Annotated in this window: 26 protein-coding genes and 1 riboswitch; of the genes, 14 read left to right on the forward strand and 12 right to left on the reverse strand. The window is 34.1% G+C overall.

The features are described from left to right. Positions 1-8 precede the first annotated feature (8 nt). From mbhE to BFS35_RS06430, 8 genes are read left to right on the forward strand one after another with little or no spacing between them, the layout of a single operon-like run. On the forward strand, positions 9-2,309 hold the full coding sequence (gene mbhE / locus BFS35_RS06395; RefSeq protein ID WP_099579215.1) for a hydrogen gas-evolving membrane-bound hydrogenase subunit E: 2,301 nt from the start codon (positions 9-11) through the stop codon (positions 2,307-2,309). Next, a complete protein-coding gene (locus tag BFS35_RS06400; protein WP_099579213.1) occupies positions 2,296-2,721 on the forward strand; it encodes a monovalent cation/H+ antiporter subunit B in 426 nt (141 codons plus the stop codon). The genes mbhE and BFS35_RS06400 overlap by 14 nt, the downstream gene beginning before the upstream one ends. Beyond that, positions 2,718-3,044: an NADH-quinone oxidoreductase subunit K gene (locus BFS35_RS06405; RefSeq protein WP_099579211.1), complete on the forward strand. Its 327-nt coding sequence runs from the start codon at positions 2,718-2,720 to the stop codon at positions 3,042-3,044. Before BFS35_RS06400 ends, BFS35_RS06405 begins: the two co-directional genes overlap by 4 nt. Continuing rightward, positions 3,037-4,503: a proton-conducting transporter transmembrane domain-containing protein gene (locus BFS35_RS06410; RefSeq protein ID WP_099579209.1), complete on the forward strand. Its 1,467-nt coding sequence runs from the start codon at positions 3,037-3,039 to the stop codon at positions 4,501-4,503. The genes BFS35_RS06405 and BFS35_RS06410 overlap by 8 nt, the downstream gene beginning before the upstream one ends. A 13-nt stretch (positions 4,504-4,516) precedes the next feature. Beyond that, positions 4,517-4,993 (forward strand): Na+/H+ antiporter subunit E, encoded by a 477-nt coding sequence (locus BFS35_RS06415; protein WP_275068223.1) that lies wholly within the window; start codon positions 4,517-4,519, stop codon positions 4,991-4,993. Then, complete coding sequence (locus BFS35_RS06420) at positions 4,990-5,268, forward strand: monovalent cation/H+ antiporter complex subunit F (protein ID WP_099579205.1); 279 nt, start codon at positions 4,990-4,992, stop codon at positions 5,266-5,268. Before BFS35_RS06415 ends, BFS35_RS06420 begins: the two co-directional genes overlap by 4 nt. 43 nt (positions 5,269-5,311) lie before the next feature. Then, the gene (gene mnhG / locus BFS35_RS06425) at positions 5,312-5,647 is read left to right on the forward strand and encodes a monovalent cation/H(+) antiporter subunit G (protein WP_240628401.1); all 336 of its coding nucleotides are present in this window, start codon (positions 5,312-5,314) and stop codon (positions 5,645-5,647) included. Between the two features lie 13 nt (positions 5,648-5,660). Then, positions 5,661-6,575: an alpha/beta hydrolase gene (locus BFS35_RS06430; RefSeq protein ID WP_099579201.1), complete on the forward strand. Its 915-nt coding sequence runs from the start codon at positions 5,661-5,663 to the stop codon at positions 6,573-6,575. 24 nt (positions 6,576-6,599) lie between these two features. Here BFS35_RS06430 and BFS35_RS06435 read toward each other — a convergent pair whose 3' ends face one another. From BFS35_RS06435 to BFS35_RS06465, 7 genes are all read right to left on the reverse strand, one after another. After that, positions 6,600-7,433 (reverse strand): YitT family protein, encoded by an 834-nt coding sequence (locus BFS35_RS06435; RefSeq protein WP_099579199.1) that lies wholly within the window; start codon positions 7,431-7,433, stop codon positions 6,600-6,602. Positions 7,434-7,497: 64 nt separating this feature from the next. Then, positions 7,498-10,179: a YhgE/Pip domain-containing protein gene (locus tag BFS35_RS06440; protein ID WP_099579197.1), complete on the reverse strand. Its 2,682-nt coding sequence runs from the start codon at positions 10,177-10,179 to the stop codon at positions 7,498-7,500. Between the two features lie 139 nt (positions 10,180-10,318). Continuing rightward, a complete protein-coding gene (locus tag BFS35_RS06445; protein ID WP_099579195.1) occupies positions 10,319-11,308 on the reverse strand; it encodes a HesA/MoeB/ThiF family protein in 990 nt (329 codons plus the stop codon). After that, a complete protein-coding gene (locus tag BFS35_RS06450) occupies positions 11,305-12,072 on the reverse strand; it encodes a thiazole synthase (protein ID WP_099579193.1) in 768 nt (255 codons plus the stop codon). The genes BFS35_RS06445 and BFS35_RS06450 overlap by 4 nt, the downstream gene beginning before the upstream one ends. A 1-nt stretch (position 12,073) precedes the next feature. Continuing rightward, the gene (thiS, locus tag BFS35_RS06455) at positions 12,074-12,271 is read right to left on the reverse strand and encodes a sulfur carrier protein ThiS (RefSeq protein WP_096077580.1); all 198 of its coding nucleotides are present in this window, start codon (positions 12,269-12,271) and stop codon (positions 12,074-12,076) included. Then, positions 12,255-13,310 carry an NAD(P)/FAD-dependent oxidoreductase gene (locus BFS35_RS06460; RefSeq protein WP_240628403.1) on the reverse strand — a complete coding sequence of 352 codons (1,056 nt, stop codon included), beginning with the start codon at positions 13,308-13,310 and terminating at the stop codon, positions 12,255-12,257. The genes thiS and BFS35_RS06460 overlap by 17 nt, the downstream gene beginning before the upstream one ends. Positions 13,311-13,339: 29 nt before the next feature. Then, complete coding sequence (locus BFS35_RS06465) at positions 13,340-13,912, reverse strand: thiamine phosphate synthase (RefSeq protein ID WP_147329909.1); 573 nt, start codon at positions 13,910-13,912, stop codon at positions 13,340-13,342. 83 nt (positions 13,913-13,995) lie between these two features. After that, positions 13,996-14,099: riboswitch (TPP riboswitch) on the reverse strand. A 94-nt stretch (positions 14,100-14,193) separates the two neighbouring features. Between BFS35_RS06465 and BFS35_RS06470 the strand changes: the two genes are divergently transcribed. Then, entirely contained in the window at positions 14,194-14,640 is a 447-nt protein-coding gene (locus BFS35_RS06470) for a hypothetical protein (protein ID WP_099579187.1), read from the forward strand. A gap of 66 nt (positions 14,641-14,706) precedes the next feature. Here BFS35_RS06470 and BFS35_RS06475 read toward each other — a convergent pair whose 3' ends face one another. From BFS35_RS06475 to BFS35_RS06485, 3 genes are all read right to left on the reverse strand, one after another. Further along, positions 14,707-15,132, reverse strand: coding sequence for a hypothetical protein (locus BFS35_RS06475; protein ID WP_099579185.1), 426 nt, complete (start codon positions 15,130-15,132; stop codon positions 14,707-14,709). A gap of 105 nt (positions 15,133-15,237) precedes the next feature. Beyond that, entirely contained in the window at positions 15,238-16,017 is a 780-nt protein-coding gene (locus BFS35_RS06480) for a TerC family protein (protein WP_099579183.1), read from the reverse strand. Between the two features lie 335 nt (positions 16,018-16,352). Next, entirely contained in the window at positions 16,353-16,961 is a 609-nt protein-coding gene (locus BFS35_RS06485) for a DedA family protein (protein ID WP_099579182.1), read from the reverse strand. Between the two features lie 172 nt (positions 16,962-17,133). On the opposite strand from BFS35_RS06485, the gene BFS35_RS06490 reads away from it, so the two are divergent. Continuing rightward, complete coding sequence (locus BFS35_RS06490; protein ID WP_099579180.1) at positions 17,134-17,493, forward strand: hypothetical protein; 360 nt, start codon at positions 17,134-17,136, stop codon at positions 17,491-17,493. A gap of 79 nt (positions 17,494-17,572) precedes the next feature. On the opposite strand, the gene deoD is transcribed toward BFS35_RS06490, so the two are convergent. Continuing rightward, complete coding sequence (deoD, locus tag BFS35_RS06495; RefSeq protein WP_096077572.1) at positions 17,573-18,289, reverse strand: purine-nucleoside phosphorylase; 717 nt, start codon at positions 18,287-18,289, stop codon at positions 17,573-17,575. Positions 18,290-18,555: 266 nt separating this feature from the next. On the opposite strand from deoD, the gene BFS35_RS06500 reads away from it, so the two are divergent. Both BFS35_RS06500 and BFS35_RS06505 read left to right on the forward strand, forming a co-directional pair. Then, positions 18,556-19,614 (forward strand): PTS sugar transporter subunit IIC, encoded by a 1,059-nt coding sequence (locus tag BFS35_RS06500; protein WP_117945969.1) that lies wholly within the window; start codon positions 18,556-18,558, stop codon positions 19,612-19,614. Positions 19,615-19,629: 15 nt separating this feature from the next. Continuing rightward, positions 19,630-20,622: a D-2-hydroxyacid dehydrogenase gene (locus tag BFS35_RS06505; protein WP_117945972.1), complete on the forward strand. Its 993-nt coding sequence runs from the start codon at positions 19,630-19,632 to the stop codon at positions 20,620-20,622. A gap of 103 nt (positions 20,623-20,725) precedes the next feature. Here BFS35_RS06505 and modB read toward each other — a convergent pair whose 3' ends face one another. Continuing rightward, positions 20,726-21,397 carry a molybdate ABC transporter permease subunit gene (modB, locus tag BFS35_RS06510; protein ID WP_099579178.1) on the reverse strand — a complete coding sequence of 224 codons (672 nt, stop codon included), beginning with the start codon at positions 21,395-21,397 and terminating at the stop codon, positions 20,726-20,728. 93 nt (positions 21,398-21,490) lie between these two features. Here modB and BFS35_RS06515 point away from each other — a divergent pair, with 93 nt between their 5' ends. Further along, positions 21,491-22,447 (forward strand): lactate/malate family dehydrogenase, encoded by a 957-nt coding sequence (locus tag BFS35_RS06515; protein ID WP_099579176.1) that lies wholly within the window; start codon positions 21,491-21,493, stop codon positions 22,445-22,447. A 115-nt stretch (positions 22,448-22,562) separates the two neighbouring features. Beyond that, positions 22,563-23,162 carry a C39 family peptidase gene (locus tag BFS35_RS06520; RefSeq protein WP_158554270.1) on the forward strand — a complete coding sequence of 200 codons (600 nt, stop codon included), beginning with the start codon at positions 22,563-22,565 and terminating at the stop codon, positions 23,160-23,162. The last annotated feature ends 3 nt before the right edge of the window (positions 23,163-23,165 follow it).

The following is a 23,165-nucleotide window of genomic DNA, read 5'->3' on the forward strand; positions in this document are numbered from 1 at the left end:
TGTGAACGATGCTATTTAATATTATTTTACTCGGTGTTTGTATGATATTGTTCATACAATTATTTCAGAAGCATTTAGCAAAACCATTCACTGCAATTGTCGCTTTACTATATCCCGTTATTGCGATGATTCTTATGATGATAACACCAAAGCATACAGCAAATACGTTATCATGGATACCTGAAGCGGGACTTATGTTCTCATTAAAAATTGATGCTGTGTCCTACTTTTTCTTTGTAGTCATTTCAATGATCAGTATCCTTGTTCTCTTTTATAGTATTTTTTATATGAAAAAATATGCGAGACATACATATTTTTATAGTAGTCTAATCCTTTTTATTATTGCGATGTACGGCGTAGTTCTAGCAAATAATACGATTATATTGTATTTTTTCTGGGAACTAACGAGCGTAGCTTCATTTCTGCTTATTTCATTTCACTTTACTAAAAAAACATCTTATATGGGTGCTTTAAAATCATTTGTTATTACCATCTTAGGTGGAAGCCTAATGCTTGTTGGCCTGTTAATCTTAAATCATATTGCTGGTACTGCACAGATTGATGACATATTAACTCAAACTGAACTTACCAATCATCCATTATTTATCATGAGTATGACATTAATTTTTATGGGTGCTTTTAGTAAATCTGCACAATTTCCTTTCCATATTTGGCTACCTGACGCAATGGAGGCACCGACACCAGTCAGTGCATTGCTGCATTCGGCAACAATGGTCAAAGCAGGAATATATTTATTAATCAAATTGCTACCTGTTTATAGTGGTAATCATATGCTTACAGGAGTGATCATTTCAGTTGGTATTTTGACGATGTTTATCGGAAGTTTTATTGCTATTTCAAAGCATGATATGAAAGCCTTGCTGGCATACTCGACAATTAGTCAGCTAGGTATGATGGTTGTACTCATAGGCGTGATTGCATTACCCCATACGGTGATTTCAGAAGGAGTGAGAGGTACAGCGTACAGCGCTTTAATACTTCTTATATTAAGTCATGCCTGTTATAAAGCAACGCTCTTTATGGGCACAGGTATTATAGATTTAGCAACAGGTACACGTGATATGAATCAATTGTCTGGCCTGAGACAGCAATTACCTATTGTATTTGCTACGATGCTTATTTCAGCTGTCTCGATGGCAGGATTACCTTTTTTAAGTGGTTTCTTATCTAAAGAGCTGTTTATCACAGCATTATATGAAATCAACGATGTACATTTGAGTTTACTTATATTATTAATCATCGCTATTCTGGGGAGTATAGGTACTTTTATTTATTCTTTCGTATTAATAATCAGACCATTTATGGGTAAGCAATCAATAAAGGTAAAAGCACAACAACCACTCATATATATGAGCAGTATTATTTTAACGTTCGCAACCATTTCTATTTTCTTTATTCCAAACATTATCCAGCATCATTTGATACAACCCATTGCACAAGAGCAATCAGCATTAAAGCTTAAGCATATTACTGCTTGGCATGGCTTTACACCGCCATTATTTATAACGATGTTCATTTTCGCTGCTGGTTTAATAGTTTTATATACTGGCGTATATCGTAAAATTTACGATAAGTTTAACGATGTGTCATTAAACAAAGTGTACGACTTTATAGGTAGAACAAAAGATAACGTCTCAACTAAGATTTTATCATTGGTAATGAGAGGGACTTTAAATGTTTATGCGTTATACGTATATCTCTTTATTATCATCTTAATATTACCTAACTTATTAATGACTATGGATATAAAATGGTCGATGAAATATGAAATTACTATATTTACGATGATTATCGGATTAATTATGATTATTAGCGCATTAGGCTTATTAGTTGTGAAAAGCAGAATGACAGCGGTAGTGCTCACTGGATTGGTAGGCTATGGTATATCCATATTATTTATGGAACTTAAAGCACCTGATCTAGCATTAACACAACTTGTTATCGAAACAATTACAACGGTGTTGTTCTTAGCATGTTTCTATCATTTACCGAATTTAAAGAAAGAAACATCTTCATTGATATATAAAGTATTTAGACATGGTATAGCTTTCTCCATTGCTACCATCATCTTTTTAATCATGATTCGAAGCAATCAAATGGATTCATTTGCGACTATCTCTACTTACTATAATAATAGTTACCAGTTAGTAGGTGCAAAAAATGTCGTTAATGCAATCTTAGGTGATTTCCGTGCGTTTGATACGATGCTCGAAGGTGTTGTTATTATGATTGTAGGATTTGGAATATATACAATATTAAAGAAAGGAGCTACACATGAGGGAAAATGATTTGTTACTTGAGAGTATTTCTAAAATAGTAATAGTAATTATATTAACATTCGGCTTCTATATCTTTTTCAATGGACATAATGCACCAGGTGGTGGTTTCATTGGAGGCTTGGTCTTTAGTTCGGCATTTATATTAATGTTTCTGACGTTTGATGCTAAACGGATAAGAAAATTACTTCCATTCGAATTTCATAAACTCATCTCGATTGGTATTATTATTTCATTATTTGTTATGGTTGCACCTATATTCTTTGGACATGCATTTTTAAATCATGAAGATATATACATTCACTTACCATTATTGAACGAAGTTCATTTATCAAGCGTTACATTATTTGAATTTGGCATATTATTAACGGTTGTCGGAGTGATAATGACGATATTATTATCGATTAGTGGTGATATTAAATGACGATACTTACAATTATTACTGCAACCTTAGTATATGTTGGTGTAAATCTTGTGTTATCTAAAAATTTAATACGTGTTGTATTAGGGACAAGCATATTAAGCCATGCAGCACATTTATATTTAATATCAATGTCATTTCCAGGGACGGATTTACCTTTTGTAGAAAAGAATAACCCAGATGTAGATGCATTGCCACAAGCTTTAATCTTAACAGCTATTGTCATTAGTTTTGCCACAACCGCATTGTTGTTAGTTTTAGTATATAGAAACTATCAAATGAATAAAGATAATCAAGTTGATAGTTTAGGAGGTACAGATGAGTAATTTATTGATTGTACCTGTATTGATTCCTATATTATTGGGTGTATTTACGTATTTAAAGGACAAAAGAATATATACCATTGCTATTGCTACATTATCTATAAGTTTAATTACTACTATTGTCTTAGCTTATTCATCTATAAAAAAACCTATTATTTTAAGTTTAGGTGGTTATAGTGCACCATACGGCATCCAGCTTTATGGGGATTTTATGAGTTTGTTGTTCGTTATTGTGAGTATCGTTGTAGTGATTGTTGTGCTATATTTCCAATATATTAACCAACTCAAAGATTTAACAGTACCTTTTATTTTATTTATTCTTGCTGGTGTAAATGGTTCTTTCTTAACTGCGGATATCTTTAATCTATTTGTAATGTTTGAAGTCATGTTACTGTCATCGTTTATATTAATTGTTGTCGGTAAGAAAAAATATCAGTTTAAGGCGAGTATTACGTACGTTGTATTAAATTTAATTGGTTCATGGGTATTTCTGATTGGAATAGGCATTTTGTATCGCGTATATGGTACATTAAATTTCGCTCATTTAGGAATGCGAATGCAGGAAGCTGGATTTGTTCCTGAGCATGCCGTCATCGTATTATTATTTGTCGTAGTATTCAGTTTAAAATCAGCATTATTTGTATTCATATGGTTGCCGAGATCTTATAGTGTGTTGTCTTACGAAATTGGTGCAGTCTTTGCGGCGCTATTAACTAAGGTAGGCGTCTATGCGATGATAAGAACAACGACAGTAATCTTTGTACCATATCAATCCATGTTATCATCGATTATTTTGTATATGGCTACTGCTACAGTCATTATCGGTATGTTAGGCGTTATTAAATATAAAGAAATTAAATTGATGTTTTGTTATCAGATTATTTTATCTATAGGAATCATCTATTATGGTATTTCTACATTTAGTCAAAAAGGTATAGATGGTGCAGTGATGTATACGTTAAATGATATGTTGGTGAAATCATGTTTATTTCTTTTAGCAGGTCTCATCGTAAAAAGATTTGGCCTTATCAATATGAAATATAAACAAGGATTATTTTATCATGCTAAAGCTACCGCCATTATTGTGCTATTTTTTGTATTTGCGATAGGAGGAATGCCGTTTACAGGAGGATTTCCAGGGAAATTATTGATACTGCAAGCTGGTATGGATGCGCATCCACTAGGTTATGCAATAGTAATGGTTATTGGGACTTTCGTAGCAATGTTTGCAATGATGCGTATGTTTATCACATTGTTCTTTGGAGAAGAGGATCGATCTTGTGTTCAGCTGATCGATGCACAAAGACATGCATTAAATAAACCATATAGTAAGAAGTTGACTGTCATTGGCGTGGTTTTAGTCATCACATGTATGATTTCTATTTTTGCTGCACCATTACAACAACATTTATCAGCAATTCATTACGATCGATATATAGAAAATGTCATGATGGGAGGATAAGATTATCGCACAGATTGTATTAAATTTATTTATTGCTATGATTTGGGTGCTTATGGTTGATGAAGATCAAATCTATTTATCGACGTTTATAAAAGGATATTTAATCGGTATTATAATTCTCTACATCATACATCGCTTTTTCGGATATCAGTTTTATTTATGGAAGTTAATGATTTTATTAAAGCTTGTTTTGATCTTCAACTATGAACTGATGAGCTCAAGTCTTTCAATGATGTATCACATCTTATTTATTCCGCATAAGATTGCTCCGGGGGTTGTCACATATAATACATCAATGAAGAAGAACTGGGAAATTACAAGTTTAATGATGCTGATTATATTAACACCAGGTTCAGTAGTGCTTCGTTTATCACATGATAATAAGAAATTATTTATTCATACATTACATGCGACACCATCAGAAAATATGAAATTATTAAAATCTATTAAACGCTATGAACGCGTTATTAAGGAGGTAGGAGAAACATGAGTATGATACTGATTCAAGCTGCACTCGTAATATATGGTATTGCTATAATGATAGTGTTATATCGTGTTATTGCTGGACCTTCCTTACCGGATAGAATAGTAGCTTTCGATAGTATTGGTGCGATGGTCATGTCAAGTGTTAGTATTATATGTTTAATCATGGATACGACGCTATTCTTAGAAGCGATTTTAATTATTGGTGTATTGTCGTTTATCAGTACAATCGCAACATCAAGATTTATCGAGCGAGGTGTTATCTTTGAACGTAAACGATAGCATCAATCTCACTCTTTCGATTGTTATTTTTGTAGGTAGTATTATGGCACTTATTAGCGCAATAGGCATATTGATATTTAAAGATGTTTATACACGAAGTCATGCAGCGACAAAAAGCTCCACAGTTGCTGTATTACTTACGTTAATCGGTGTTTTCGTTTATTTTATCGTCAATGATGGTTATGTGAGCTTTCGGTTGTTGCTCGGTATATTTTTCTTATATTTAACAAGTCCTGTCGCTGGACATCTCATTACACGTGCTGCGTATAATAGTGGTGTAGAGATGAAAGTCGAAGGTTCAAAAGGTAAGCATTTAAATGATTTGCTGCCTACTCAAAAGAAAACTTCTAAGGACAACGCGTTATTAAAAGATAAATAATGGAGTGACATGTGTGACGATTCAATCAATGTTATTTAACACATTTATAAAGGTAATGGATCAATATAAAGATATTTTTAATCAGAAACCTGAAGGGATTCGAGCTACAAAAGATGTTGTCTATAGCAATCGTAAACAGAATGCCACGCTGAATATTTATTATCCATATCATCGGAAGGAACGTTATCCAATCATTGTTAATATTCATGGTGGGGGATATGTTTATTCTACAAAAGAAACATATGAAGCATATTGCATGACTCTCGCGTCGCATGGCTTTGCTGTAATAAGCTATGATTATGACTTAGCACCAAAGCTGAAATATCCTACACCAATTGTCCAGCTTAATGAATGTATGCACTGGTTACATGAAAACTATGAACAGTACAATTTAGATATTAACCAGTTATTTATGATAGGAGATTCAGCGGGTGCTCAAATTATGGCACAGTATGTAACGATACTTACTAATCCTGAATATCACCAACTTTTTCAGATGAAGTTGCCACAAGTCAAAGTGTCAGGTATTGTGATTAACTGTGGTTTCTTTAATGCAATCGATATAGCGATTGCAAAGAAAAAGTCATTTACACGCTTTATGGTGAGAGGATTAATGGAAGATTATGTTGGTAAAGATTTTCACATGAAACAAAGCGAAATTAACTGTGAACCATTTATCAATAAACGATTTCCGCCAACTTTCGTAGCGAGTAGTGTAAACGATTTACTTGTGGGTAAAGCTCCGGATATACTCATTGATTTAAGAAGAAGTGGTATTAAAACAATATACAGAGAGTATGGTAAAGGTGACTTTTTTGCACAACATAACTTTCAAATGGATATTAGAAGATCGAATGCGAAGCAATGTACTTTGGATGAGATGAAATTTTTTAAAAGTATAATAGATGAACACAAAAGCACACTGTAAATGAATACAGTGTGCTTTTGTGTTTTAATGATTGCGTGCAAAGTTTCCGTGAACTTCGGTTGTTTCATAAACATTGATAAAACAATTTTCATCGTGAGTTTTAGCGATTTTGATCACATTAGGTAATTCATAACGTGTAAGCACCATTGTAATCATGTGTTTTTTATCGTTAGAATAACCGCCATAAACATCTGTCACTGTTATACCACGATAGATCTCATCAATCAGTCCTTGTCTAACACCTTCATAGTTTGAAGTGATAATATTAACGGTTAGTTTAATATTAGATGTAAAAATTGTATCAACAGCCTTGCCGGTAATATATATTGAAAGCAAAGTCATCAATGCGAGGTTCCAATCAAATAAGAAACCTGAACAAATAATAATAATGCCATTAAGAATCGTCATAATGAGACCGATAGATATATTGCTATTTTGACTGATAATCATCGCAACGATATCCATGCCGCCTGTAGTACCAGAATATTTTAGGATGATACCAACACCGATACCGACGATTACACCCCCAAAAATCACATTTACAAAAAGTTCGTTTGCGATGCTTTCTGTTGGAATGACAGTAAGGAAAAATGAAACAACAATTACACTAAGTATTGTATTGTACATTACAGATTTATTTAGTTTCATAAATCCAAGTATCAATAAAGGCAGGTTTAATAGAAGATTTAATAGACCTGCATCGACATGCAATAATTTATTTAATAATAAAGCAAGTCCACCGATACCACTGCTCAATACATCATTAGGTAATAAGAAGACATTAAACGCAAATGCAATAAGAAACGATCCTACTATTGTAATGAATGTCTTGAATAATAAGTTATCCTGATAATTCATTTGAAAAACTCCTTTAATCATGTAAAGCCATTATATCAACAATATTTTAAAAATAATAGTGTGCTTATTCTACTAAGTTACTCGCCTGACTTCGAGCATAGAATCCTTTCTTAATCGGTTCAAATCTAGGTTTCATTGCTAAACCGAACGCAAAAATAATGGCTGTTATCAAATATAAAAATCCAAGTTTTGACCATGCCAGTTCAGGAGTAATACCACCTACAGCTTCTCTCAGTAAGTCTACAGCGTAAGTAAATGGCAGGAATGGATGTATACGCTGGAAGAACAATGGTGTAACTTGAACAGGGAATGTGCCACCCCCACCGGCAATTTGTAATACCATAATAATAATGGCAACTGCTTTACCGATATTACCAAGTAAACTTACAAGCGTATAGACGATAACGGTAAAAGCAAGTCCAACGAGAATGGCAAATATCACATTATAGATAGGGTGTTTAGCATACGCATCTAAAATAAACAAGTTCCCAAGTACGACGATTGTTGCCTGGGCGATACTGATTAGAAGGAATAAAATCATTCGGCCAAGATATATTTCACGCAAACTAAACTTGTCTTTAATCGCCGGATCTTTTAATTCTGTAGTCAGTAAGTTACCACATAGTAACGCTCCTACCCAAAGTGCTAACGCTGTATAGAACGGTGCACTAGCAGAGCCATAATTAGGTATTGGAAATACTTGAGTTTCATCAAGTTGAATAGGTTTAGCAAAATAATCAGATTGATTTTTCATATCATTTTTCAGCAAGCTCACAAGCTTATTTAAAGTATCTTTATGATCAAAACTTCTTAGTTTTTTAGCAGATTTTTGTATATCTTTTTCAATAGCAGGTAACTCATCACGTGCAAATTGAGCGAGCTCATGAATACCATCTTGCGCACCTGGAAGATTGTTCTTTAATAATTTTGATGTATTATCATATTTATTTAACACTCTAGGTAAGTCGTTTTCAGCAAAGTTACTAAGACGTTCCAGGTCGCTCAATACACTTGGTAAATCAGATTGTACAAAATTGCTGGCCTGACCAATTTTGGATTTGAATAACGGATAATTTGTCTGTGCTGTGTGATTAATTTGTTTAAAGCGTTGTTCCAGAGATGGAAGTTGTTGATTAATTTGATTCAATGTTGTGTTCGCTTCACTCGTAATGCGTGATGCTTCATTTAATATCCCGTCGACCTTATTAGCAAACGACTGAGCAGTGTTTAATTTTTGTGCAATCGAATCCAGGTCACCACTTAAGTTTGATAGTCCTTGCTCAAAAATATCTGACATTGTGGTGCTAGAGAACGTACTCAAATCTTTTAGTGCAGTTTGTGCTGAATTAATCGCTTCCTGATTGATATTAACAGCTTGATTTGACTTAGATTGTGATATAGCATTTGAAATTGTTTTATTGAGTGCATCGAGTGACTGGTTAACGTTACTCAATTCATTTGAAATCGAAGTGGTATTAAATCCTAAATCATTAACGTCATTCATAATACGAATTAATTCATTATTGAAACGAATCGCTTGATTAATATTATCCTGATATACTCTTAAATTTTTTGTCAGTGTCTCAGTTGCTCCTGGCTTTTGTGCTGCAAGTTCATTCAATTGATCTAACATTTCCAGTGTTGTATTTGCTTGTTCGCCGGTTAATGTTGAGAGTGCGCCAAGTCCGTTTTGAAGTGCGGTGTGAGCAGGTTTAATATCGACCGTACTTAACTTTTCTTGTCCTTTTTTATTAATTTCCTGAGCTGTATTAATCTTATTATGGACTTTAGGCATAGCATTTTGGGATTGATTTAATACCTGTTGTGCTTTAGTGGTAGCTTCAATACCTTGTTGGACCGCATTATTAATTTCCGGAAATTTTTGTTCAATTGTATTCGCTCTCTGTAAAGCATTTTCAATGCGCGGCAAATTATTATTAAGCTTAACGATCATTTGACCTAATGCATTTATATCTGATGCGTGCTGATTTGCTGCAATAATTTTGTCAGCACCACCATTCAGTTTGTCACGATATTGATTTAAACTGTAGAATTCATCAGCATATTTTGAAATATCACCTTGATGTTCATCGATTTTAATCACAGCTTTTCTAAATCTTTCGATATCTGGAAGTGCACGTTCAGCATCGAATACTGCATTCTCAATTTTATGATAAAGTGGAATCTGTTCTTCTATTTTGATACCTGCACGATTACTTTCCTGTAATAGTGCTTTTGTGGCAGCGTCTACAAACTTTTCGTTTAATGATTCTGTAATGGCTGTAGCTCCTGCTTTGGTCATTTTAGGTGCAATCGCATTAATTTTTTGATTCACTTTATAATCGATATGAGCACGTTTTGGTTTTTTATGAAATATACTTGTCATATCTTTAGAGAAGTCTTTTGGAATGTGAATAATCGCGTAATATTCACCCATACGCAATTTGTGATTGGCATCTTTCAAATTATCTTTAAACTGCCAGTTAAATTTATCGTTTTGACGTAGAGATTTTACAAGTTGGTTACCAACATTGACTTCTTTTCCTTTTACTTCGGCACCGGTGTCACGATTGATGACTGCCACTTGGAGATACTTCGTATTGGAATATGGATCCCATGATGACTTCAAATTAAACCATGCATAAAATGATGGCAAGATTGATAATCCGATGAGTAAGATGATGAAACTGGGAGTACGTTTAATATTTTTTAAATCATGTAAGAATAGTTGATATGCGTTTTTCATTTGAACCCTTCTTTATACTAATATAATAATTTTATAAATTAACATAAGTTTCTTAGAAATATATTTAAAACGAGTATATATCAATATAACAAATAGGGTAAAAAGATACAACAAAAAAGACATATAAAAATATGTCTTTTTATGTTTGCGCATGCTTGATTAAATCTTCTATAACTGCGGTAGCTTCTTCACTTGAATAGACATTAAATACAATAATACGACCGTTACTGAGTAGATGTATCTTACGTTCCCGAAAAGAAAGTAATTTAAAATGTTCATTTTGATGAATAATATATTCGTTAATCGTGTTAAACAGATTAGAAGATACATGCGTTTGATATTTTCCGCGACACATCTTAGTAACAAAGGATAAAGATTGTTTAAGTGCAGGATAATCTTTATTCATACATGTAGGACATGCAGGATTATGTATGGCATCAATATTTCTACTTTTAAATATCATTTTTTCACAATCTATTGTTGTAAGTTTTCCTGAAAAATGACCATGACTGATATAATGCATTACTTCTGAAACTTGAATGCTTGCAACGAGGTGAGCAGTTTGTGGCATGATGCCTGAAGTAGCACAATCTTGTCCGGTAGTAGGTTCATTAGGCAGAATACATCTCAAGCATGGTTGATTTTCTATACCATAAACAGTGCCATTTACATTTAGACACGCCCCATATATCCATGGCATATTATGTTTATGGCACGCATCATTAATGATATAACGCGTTGCAAAATTATCAGTACCATCAATGACGAGCAATGGTTTATATCTTTCAATAATGGATTCGATATTGTTTACTGTCACTTCTTCAGATATCGTAGTCACTTTTACATTGCTATTTATACGGTTGATGTGTGACGCTAATGCGTCAACTTTTAAAGAATAAGCAGTGCTATCAGCTTCATCAAAAAGACTTTGACGATGTAGATTACTAAGTGACACAACATCCATATCACAAATTACTAGATGTCCTGCACCGCTTCTGGCAAGCATTTCACTTACTGTACTTCCCAAAGCGCCGCCTCCAATAATAAGGAATGTGCTGCTGCTTAATTTATCTTGGGCTGCTTGTCCGAATCCAGGTGATTTGATTTGTCGATCAAATCGTTCGCTCATAGAAACTCAAGACCTTCCATAGGACTTGATGCTTGGGCAGTATATTTCTTAGGGATGCGTCCCGCTTCAAATCCTAGTTGACCAGCCTGTACGGCATATTTCATTGCTTCAGCCATCTTAATCGGGTCTTTTGCATTTGAGACTGCTGTATTGAGTAACACTGCATCTGCACCGAGCTCCATCGCAAAACTAGCGTCTTTAGGTGAACCGATACCTGCATCAACGATAACAGGGACGTTAACCGCATCGATAATATATTTTAGATTTAATGGATCATTGATACCAAGGCCAGTTCCAATCGGTGCACCAAGTGGCATAATAGCATGACAACCTAATGCTTCTAATTTTTTTGCAAGGACGACATCACAAGGGATGTATGGACATACGATATATCCTTTTTCTAAAAGCATTTCACATGCTTTATATGTTTCGATACTATCTGGTAGAAGCGTTGTATCATCACCGATAATTTCAACTTTAATCATGTCACACATACCTGCAATACGTGCAATTTCTGCAATCTTTACCGCTTCTTCAGCTGTTTTAGCGCCAGCTGTGTTAGGGAAGGTGATGTATTTATCTAAATCTACAGACTCTAATGGATTAGGGAGTGATTTATCATATAAACTCATGCGTCGTACTGCAAAAGTTAAAGCATTCGTTTCACTGATTTCAACTGCTTGTTTTTGTGTTTCGCCATCTTTAAACTTACCAGTTCCTAAGATTAAACGAGAAGATAATTCCAAGGGTCCTATTTTTAACATATTAGCCGCCTCCAACGAATTCTAGTAATTCTAATTTTTGTTCGGGTTTTAAAGTGATAGATTGCCATTTAGATTGTTCGATGGGAACATCATCCACAAGCGCTACGATCCTCTTTTTATCACTTGTAAAAGTTGCGAGTAAGTCAGATAAATTTGTCTTGTCTGTTTCAAAAGGCTCATCGTTAATGTATATTTTCATAAATTTCTCCTATCTTAAAATCGTTTTGAAATTGTTGATACAGTTCACCGTCTTGTTCAAAGATCATTTGACGCATAAATTCTCCGGTAATACGTGATAATAAGATACCATTACGGTAGTGTCCTGTTGCCACAAATAATCCTTCATCTAATTGATCGAGGACAGGTCGATGCAACGTGCTATCTGGCCTAAAACCACAATCAATGCTGACGAGGGTGCTTTCTCGTAATATCGGGATGAGTTTAAACGTTTCTTCAAGTAACCACTTTATACCTTCTGCACTCGCTTGTTGATTTGTATCAAGTGAAGTTGTCGCACCAATTAAATAATGATTGTCTGATTTAGGGACAATATAATGTCCGTTCGTCTGGAATAGTGTCTCTTTTAAATGAAGATCAGGATGATGTAACGTCAGTACCTCTCCCTTCACACCTTGCATCGGAAAGTCTATATCAAGCATATTAAGTAATGGTTCGCTTTTACATCCTGCAGCAATAATGACTTTTTCTGAGATGATGGTTTTATCGCTTATTGATAAGTGATATTTATCATTTACATAGTTAATGGACTTGACGAAATCTGAAATATGAGGAATATCTTGATTTGCTTGCTGTATAACGGTTAAATATTTACCGGCATTGACTTGACCATCTGTAGGAATCCACATTGCCTGTTCAAACACATTACTGATTGAACCATTCGCGTAAGAAGATAACGCTTTTGAAGCAATCCATTCAAATTGTTCATGTTTTGAATTTAGAAAATCGTATTGAGTCTTTAATTTCTCTTCATCTCCAGGTGAAGCAATTTTAAGCAATCCATGTTGTTGTAAGTCAATAGATGATCCAGTCAAGTTTTCCAGTTCCTGAATATGATCAGGCATCATTTGCTGACCAAGCATAGAGAGTCTGTATAAAGGACTATCTTCAGTAAATTCATTTTGTGCCCCGAGCATACCGCCAGCAGCGTGTGTTGCTTTATAACCATGTGCATCATCTATGATTGCAATATTATCTGTATGGTCTTTGAGTGCGTACACAATATTTTCTCCGATAATTCCTCCGCCTATTACAACGATGTCGTACGTAGTAACCACTCCTTTTTTACAGAAATAAATTCTTGTTTATTAGTAAATAACCTGATACCTGCAAAACCTGAAAATTTAGTGTTTAACTGTCTTATTGTGTTGATGTTGATGCCGCCTAATGCGATAACAGGGATATCGACATGAGTGACTGCATCAATTTGAGCTGTGGCTCTAGTTGGTAAATCAGGTTTGGACGGTGTAGGGAAGACATGACCAAATAAAATAAATGATAGATTAAGCGATTCAGCGTGTTTGGCTGATGCCAAAGAATGAACGCTTTGACTGACTTGTATTTCTGGATAATCATTTCTAAAGACATCTATTTCAGAATTACTTTCTTTAAAGTGAATTCTCGTTAAATGACATGCAAATAAAATATTTGGATTGTTATGCACGATAATTTTATCTTTAGGAATTCTTGTTATCAGCTGATTTATGAAATGAATGATCTCTTTTTCTGCTGCATCAAACCTTAAAATAACGCCATCTATTTCATCATGAACCTGGATGATTTGATTGAGAACGGTGATAGAAGGTTTTGACGATGTAATCATGATAAACACACGTTTCACCTCGAAAAAACACCCACTAACTAAAATAAGCTAGTGGGTGTTGGAATTAGTATAATTAAAAACACTAAAATTCAATCACGCTTCCCTACGTTGGTTCTAACCAAGTCAGGTTCAAAGAGTCGGAAATCATTTCCTCTCAGCCCGGTTGTGGGCACCCCTAGCAAATATTTAATTCTGTATTAAGCCTACCACTAGTTAGAGTGAATTTCAATCATCTCAAATTCATGATAAAATAAATTAACGATAAAATGGGGTGTAAAAGGATGAATGAAGAAGAGAAGTTATCTTTATTAATTGATGAACGTACAGAACTTATTCAAAATGAGACGGTGTATGACAAAGCAGAAATTGAACAAAATCATACGGATTCTGTAGAGGTGGTGCTTGAACCAGCGATACAACAGGAACGTATGTCTTCTGAAGAAATTTTAAGAGAAATTGCAGAAGAAGAAGAACTTGAAGAAGAATACGCGCAAGCAGTTGAAGAAGTGAAATTATTTAAATATATTGTCCATACGATCAAATTTCATGAAGGAGATACAATTACAATCCATCAACTGCGCAATATATGTGCACATAGTGAAGCTGAATTATTACCAGATGATTTAGATGAACAATTAAATGATTATATTGAAGCGGGATATATCAGAATTAATGATGACAAAATATATATCACATTCTTAGGTGAGCATGTAAATACTCTGTTATAAGTGTTTATTACATCAAACAAGCAAGAGTGGAACAATTTAGTTCCACTCTTGCTTGTTAGTCAGAGATTAATCTTTCAGTAAAAATGCTTCTTCGTCTCGTGAATGAATTTCATTAACGATAATCAAACTTCTAAAATAATCGATAATTTGAGTGGAGAACCCTTCGTTCTCCATTTGTGCTTTAATCTTAGCGACAACTTGACGCATAATATCATGATCACGTGTGAGTTGTTGAACTTTATCATGTAGTTCAGGATTATTATTTTCCGCTTCTGTGTAGAAACCATCTGCTTCTTCCTCAGCATCCGCGTGACTTATGACACGTGATTCCCAGAAATCTACAAGCGCGATTACTTCTTGAATCACTTCTTCTTCCGTACCGTTTTGATATGTTCTGATCAATTCATCTGTCATATTCACAGCAAGGCCTAAACCTGTATCGTGAATTTGTTTATGTGCATGTAGTTGTCTTAGTGATGGTCCGACTGGCATACAATCATCTCCGTTCAGTATATTTATCACTATTGTATTATAGAAAATATAATAAAAAGACTAGGGGATTCCCTAGTCTTATATTATTCAGATACGTAGTGATTATTAATGTTGATGACTTTGTCCACGTTTACTTGTAACAAAACCAATCACTAAGATTGAAAGTAATACCCCCCAGAAGATCAGTTGCCATTGTAATGAATGAGGGAAGTCATGAGGTAATACATGAATCGATTCATGTGCTAATACAAGCACGACAAGTTTGATACCAATCCAGCCTACAATCGCAAATGCTGCAGCTTCAAGTCCAGGATATGTTTCCAGGATTTTAATGAAATATGTTGCGGCAAATCGCATTAACACAACGCCAAGCATACCTCCGATAAACATTACCGTAAACTGTCCGGCATTAAGGCCCATAAAGTCAGGTCCGACGTGTGGTAAAGTAATTGCTATTGCAATTGCAGCAAGCATTGAGTCGATTGCGAAGGCGATATCTGCAAATTCGATTTTTAGAACTGTCATCCAGAAACTGCTACCTTTAGCTGCTTCTTCTTCAGCGATATTTGGTATATTAGGATCATCAACATGATTTTTCTTCTTAAAGTACGCATATAAACTTTTTGCTGACATGAAGAGTAAGTAAGCTGCTCCTGCTGCTTGTATCCACCAATACTTTGCAAGAACTGTTATAAAGAATAACGCGATTAATCTAAATGCAAATGCACCTACTAAACCGTAAAATAGTGCTTTCTTTCTTTGTTCTTCCGGCAAATGTTTTGCCATTACAGCCATGACGATGGCATTATCTGCTGCAAGTAACCCTTCTAATAAAACTAATACGATTACTACCCATGCATACGCCATTAAAATACTTGGATCCACTATAATTCCTCCTTAATTTTAATGAATATAAAAAGACCCATGCCAAATATATTGGCAAAGGTCTCACTGAACAGTAATTGTTCCATAACGCCGGAAGTTCCAAAACTTCGTAATGACGACGTTATGCTTAGGGTCTCCCCTTGAGCTACTCCCCTTCGACATAAGTCTTAGGATATTCATTTGTTGATTTATTCAAATTATGAATAAATATCATTAAAATCATCTTAACACAGAAATGTGTAAATAGCTATAATTTTATTTTTTATAAATAGTAATGGATGATATTTTAATGCTGTTATAAATACTAAAGATTTAAAAATGAAGCATATAAATATTTAGTTTTTCTTTCTGCGATAGAGCCAGATAATGCCTCCGATAATGATAACCGCCATTAAAATATAAAACACATTAGAATAAAGATCGAAATAGTGGAGTACAACTTCCCAGTTCTGACCTAACACCATACCAAGATATATTAAGACTGCATTCCAGATGAGTGTCCCGACTGTCGTATACAAAACGAATGGAACGATAGACATTTGACTCAAACCAGCAGGGATGGAAATTAAACTGCGAATCAAGGGAACAAATCGGCATAAAAATACTGCGGTATAGCCGTATTTGTGAAACCATTTATTTGCACTTTGTAAATCATGAATATCAAGTCGTAATATAAAGCCGTATTTATCTACAATTTTTTCAATTCTTCTAAGACCAAGTATATGTCCAGCATAATAAAGAATAATAGCGCCGATTACTGCTCCAAGTGTTGAAGAGATGAGCATTCCTATAAATGTGAGTTTTGGAGACTGGTCAACCATAAAACCGCCAAATGTTAGAATTACTTCTGATGGGATAGGAGGAAAAACATTTTCAAGTAATATTAAAAAAAATACACCAAAGTATCCGAACTGTTCCATAACTTTCATAATCCATTCTTGCATATCGTCACTCCAATAGTTTTAGTAAATACTATTTTAACGTAATGTAATATATAAATTCAAAATAAATGATAATTTTAAGCATAGTATTTAGATTTTTATTACAATTCATAATGATTATCAGGGGCTTTAAAGGGTATAAACAAATAAATAAAGAAGTTTTAGGAGTGACATGATGAACAAGTTTAGACAAATTACAGCATCTGAATTATTCCCAACTGAACAATTAGGACCAGAGATTTATGGTACTGTACAATTTCAAGTCGGAGAGACATCTGAATTTAGTGGTGCATATATTACAACGAATGAAAGATTATTTATGAATGTCGATATGGGTGAGAAAGTTTATGAGCGTGTTGTAGGTTATAATGAAATGAATGATGCATCTATAACTGATGAAGGTGTGTTATTAGATTTTCATATGGGTGGTATCCCGATGACGAATATTACAAAAGGTGATGCACAGGAATTTGTGAACTTTGTAAATCAGCAAATTGAAAAAGTGAAAGAAAGACAGGATAACGTTTCAGAATAATAGTTTAAAAGACCTTGATACTTACGTATCAAGGTGCTTTTAGTATAAAGAAAAAAGTATTTAAAAATATGTTTAAAGATTATTCTACGATTTCTAAAGCAATTTCCATCATTTTTGTGAATGAAGTTTGACGTTCTTCGGGTGTAGTTTCTTCATGTGTTAATAAGTGATCACTTACTGTAAATATTCCTAATGCCTTCACATCTCCGCCAGCGTAAGCTGCATTCATATAAAGGCCAGCAGATTCCATTTCAACAGCTAAAATACCCATTGAACGCCATTTATCAGTAGCTTCTTTGTTAGCATTGTAGAAAATATCTGATGATAATACGTTACCAACGTGGTTTGGAACACCTTTTTCATCAGCTAATTGTTTCGCACGCGCTAATAAACTGTAATCAGCGATTGGCGCAAAGTGTCCTGGCAACCCATATTGTGCTACATAATTTGAATCAGTTGATGCACCTTGAGCGATGATTACATCATATACATTAATACCTTCCTGCATTGCGCCACATGAACCTACGCGAATTAAGTTTTTAACACCGAAAGTATGAATTAATTCATATGAATAGATACCGATTGATGGGATGCCCATTCCTGTTCCCATAACTGAAATCTTTTTCCCTTTATACGTTCCTGTATAACCAAACATGTTACGTACTTCATTAAATTGAACGACATCTTCTAAATATGTTTCAGCGATAAACTTTGCGCGTAAAGGATCTCCTGGTAAAAGAATAGTTTCTGCGATTGGATTGTTTTCCGGTTTAATATGTGGTGTTGATTTAGACATAATGTAAGTCTCCTTTAATATATAGTATTAACTTTAGTCTACAGAGTAATAGATTTTATTTCAAGTCGCAGCGTGATAACAAAAAGCAATATAAAGTAATTATGTTATAAAAACTAATTTTTAACTATAGATTTTATGAATAGAACTATAATAAAAATTATTTTGTGAATATATTCACAAGATGATATATTAATGGTGTAGGAGATATTAAAAATATTGATTATGAAACAATAAATTTAAAATAAAAGAATGGGGAGGTCATTTTCATGACAGAAGTTCAGCAAAAACTCACAGCTAGATCGTTTTTATTCAAAGTTTTAAATGGTGTTGCGTTAGGAATCGTCGTTGGTTTAATTCCAAACGCAATTCTAGGGGAATTATTTAAGTATTTAATGCAGTTTCATCCGTTTTTCGGCACATTGTTAAATGTAGTTGTTGGTATTCAGTTTACTGTCCCTGTAATTGTGGGTGTACTGATTGCGATGCAGTTTAAATTAAATCCATTACAAACTGTAATTGTCGGAACAGCAGCATTCGTTGGTAGTGGTGCTGCAGTATTCCAGGATAAAGTGTGGATGTTAGTAGGTATAGGTGACTTAATCAATACGATGTTAACAGCATCAATTTCAGTCTTAATTATTTTATGGATTAAAGATAGATTAGGTTCATTGAATATCATCTTATTACCGATTATCGCCGGTGGATTAGCAGGACTCATCGGTATATTATCATTGCCATATGTTAAATTAATTACAAGTACTTTAGGACAGTTGGTCAATAGTTTTACAAATCTACAACCTGTATTAATGTGTGTGCTTATCGCTATTGTATTCAGTATTTTAATCATTTCTCCAATATCTACAGTAGCGATTGCGATGGCTATAGGTATTTCAGGTATGGCGTCAGGTGCCGCGAATTTAGGTGTGGCAGCTGCAGCGACAATGCTTGTTATTGGCTCTCTTAAAGTAAATAAATCTGGTATTACATTAGCGATATTAATGGGTGCAATGAAAATGATGATGCCAAACTTAATTAAATATCCAATCATCATCTTACCTATAGCAGTTACAGCTGCAATGAGTGGATTGGCTGGTGCCATATTCAATATTCAGGGCACTCCGGCTTCAGCAGGTTTTGGTTACTCTGGATTAGTTGGTCCGATTAATGCATTGAAGTTTATGGATGGAAATATAGGATTAAATTTAGGTATACTTGCATTAGCTTATATTGTAATTCCTGTTATTACAGGATTAATCGTGAATACTTTATGCCTTAAATTTAAAATATATAGTCCTGAAGTGTTCAAATTCCAATCTGGAGAATAGGGAGTGGATTGATGCATGAAAATATTAATGTATGGTACTAGAGAAGATGAAAAAGAAGCAGCCTTAGCATGGGCACAAAAAGAAAATGTTAAAGTAACTTTTAATGATGGCCCATTAACAATGGAAACGGTAGATTTATTAGATGGTTACGATGCTGTGACAACGAGTCAGACAGCGCAATTTGATGATAGATTATATGAAATAGTAGCAAATAAAGGGATTAAACAAATTGCACAACGTTCAGCAGGATTCGATATGTTTGATTTAGATTTAGCCACACAACATGGATTAATCATTTCGAATGTACCAAGCTATTCACCCAATGCAATTGCAGAATATGCAGTAACCGCAGCGATGAATATTATCAGAAATACTGAAAAGATCCAGCGTAAAGTAAGAGAGCATGACTTTACATGGAATAAAACGATTATTAGTAAAGAAATGCGTTCAATGACGGTAGCAATTATCGGTACAGGTCGAATTGGTAGTATTACAGGACGAATTCTTAAAGGTTTTGGAGCGAAGGTGATTGGTTATGATCTGTATCCAAATGAAGATGCTAAAGCATTTTTAACATATACAGATACTTTGGAAGAAGCGGTACGTCAGGCAGATTTAATTTCTATTCATATGCCACTTACAAAAGATAATACGTATATGTTCAACGCAGATTTATTCGCTAAAATGAAAGACGGAGTCTATATCGTCAATACTGCACGTGGTGGTATTGTCGATACTAAAGCGTTACTTGATGCATTAAATTCAGGCAAAGTGGCAGCTGCTGCATTAGATACTTATGAAAATGAAGCGCCATACTTCCCAAAAGATTTCAGAGATAAAGAAATTGAAGATAAAGTATTGTTGGAGTTAATCGCACGTGAAGATGTACAAGTATCTCAGCATATTGCATTTTACACTGAAACAGCAGTTATGAATTTAGTTGAAGGTGGTTTATATTCAGCGAAAGAAGTTGTAGAAACCGGCAGCTGTGAGAATAGAGTTAATTAATATAATTTAAAAATGAAAGAGACAAAATTTTGTCTCTTTCATTTTTTTTTGAATTTTTATGATTTATATGTTAAAGTACTTTCAATATTTCTTAAGAGAAAAACTATCTTCTAAGTAACTGCGTCGTCATCATCAACAGGAAAGAAAGTATAATCATAATCACAACCCATCCCCAGGCAAGTGTCATATCATTATTATCAATAGCGACATAGATTGCTGTTGGCATTGTTTCGGTGATGCCTGGAATATTACCTGCAAATATAAGCGTGGCTCCAAATTCACCGATTGCTCTGGCAAAGGATAATAATACACCTGTTAATAAAGCAGGCTTAGCAAGCGGTAAGATGATATTTGAGTAAATCTGTCTTTTTCTTGCGCCGTCTACAACTGCAGCATTGATAATTGTTTGAGGTACTTGTTCGATTCCAATTTTAAGTGACTGATACATGAGTGGCAGTGCGACGAGTGTTGATGCAAGAATAGCAGCATATATTGTAAATATTATTGGCTGATTGAAGAGTTGTTCGATGAAACTTCCTACTATACTTTTCTTTCCAAATATTATTAATAATATAAACCCGACGACTGTGGGAGGTAAAACCATAGGTAACATAATGAGAGATTCTAAAATAGATTTCCCTGGAAATGATTTGGTACCTATAAAATAATGCAGCGATATACCGATGATAAGACTAAGGAATGTTGCAACTGTAGCGACTTTTAATGAAATGAGAATTGGCGATAAAAATGTATCGCTAGTAATAAGTTGTTGCATTGCTACCCTCCTTATCTTTTCTTCCGGTTAAAGATTTAAGCTTATTATAGCACTATATATGTTTCATGATAATAACACGAGGAGGATAAATATATGAATAGTAAAATTGGAATAGTAGGATTAGGACATGTAGGCTCACAAGTATTAACAGAAGTCATTCAACTCGGAATATTTCGAGAAATTGTAGGTATTGATATTATTGAACATCTTTCTGACGGAGAAGCACTAGACCATCAACATACCCGTTCATTATATAGTACAAATAATGTGAATATAAAAGGTGGCAGCATTACAGATTTAAACGATGCAGATGTGATTATTATTGCAGCTGGAGAAAGTATTCAACAAGGATCAGAAGCACCAGATCGAACGCTATTAACTGAAGCAAGTACACGCGTTATCCGTAATGTTATGGGGCAAATTACTAAAGTTACAAAAGATGCGATTATTATTATTATTACTAACCCGCTCGATACAATACTGTATATTGCTCAAACTGAGTTTGATTATCCAAAAGAAAAAATCTTTGGGACAGGTACAACTTTAGATTCAGCAAGGCTACGCAGTGTTATTGGTGATTATTATAATGTCGATACTAAAAGCGTGCAGGCTAATATGTTAGGTGAACATGGAATGACTGCTTTTCCTGCTTTTTCTAAGATTACGATTGATGGTATTCCAATAAGTGAATATACACAAATCGTAGGCAAAGAATTAATAAATGAAGATGAAATAAAGGATTACGTTGTGCAGGTAGCGAATGATGTACTTAACTATAAAGGGTACACGAATGCAGGAATTGCAAAAGTAGCTGCAACGTTAGCAAAAGCAGTAATTCTTGATGAAAGAAGTGTATTTCCGGTTTGTACAGTAATTGACAAAGAATATGGTTACAGTGGAGATGTCGCCTTCAGTATACCATCAATAATAGGTAAAGATGGTGTGGTACAAAAGTTAGAAGTTGTGTTAAATGAAAAAGAATTAAAATTACTGCATGATTCTGCTTCATATATTAAAGAAATTATTGCAAAAGCACAAAAGGTAAAATAGCTATTAAAACATTATTAGAGAGACGAAAGTCTCTCTTTTTATGTGAACAATATATTTGATTATTCATGGAATTTGCTATTTAATTACAGATAAGAAGAGACAGGCGGCGATGATAATGAATAGATTAATACTTAATATTAAACCAAAGACACAGTGGTTTCCGCATTTTTATCTATTAGGATGTGAAGCAGTAGCAGTGTCGATGGGATTAAGATACAAAGGTGTTAAATTATCTGCAAGAAAGATTTTAGCTGAAATTCCGAAACATAAAACAAATCCTTTTAAAGGCTATGTTGGACCGAAACGCTTCATCAAAACGGACCGGCATCAAACTGTCTTTCCGAACGTGATGGTGGATTATTTAAAACCCTATTATACAGCGCAAGATAGTACGGGAAAATCAATGGCAGAATTAGAACAAGCAATTTTGAATAATCACTCTGTCGTACTTTATGCCACACATTTTAAAGTTGAGCCCATTTTGAGAGAATTTAAAGTTGAAGGACGAATGCTGGAATTCGTATCTAATATACATATTACGTTACTTGTAGGTATGGATGATAAATACTATTATATGATTGATCCATTATGGGCAAAATTTGGATGGATTAAACTTCCGGCACTTTTTCCGATGAAGCAACAATTAATAAAAGTGAAAAGAAAGACATTAGAGAAAAGATACGAGAATGCAGGCCGAATGAGTATTATTATTTGAGGT

This window comes from Macrococcoides goetzii (assembly GCF_002742385.2).
Taxonomy (GTDB): Bacteria; Bacillota; Bacilli; order Staphylococcales; family Staphylococcaceae; genus Macrococcoides; species Macrococcoides goetzii.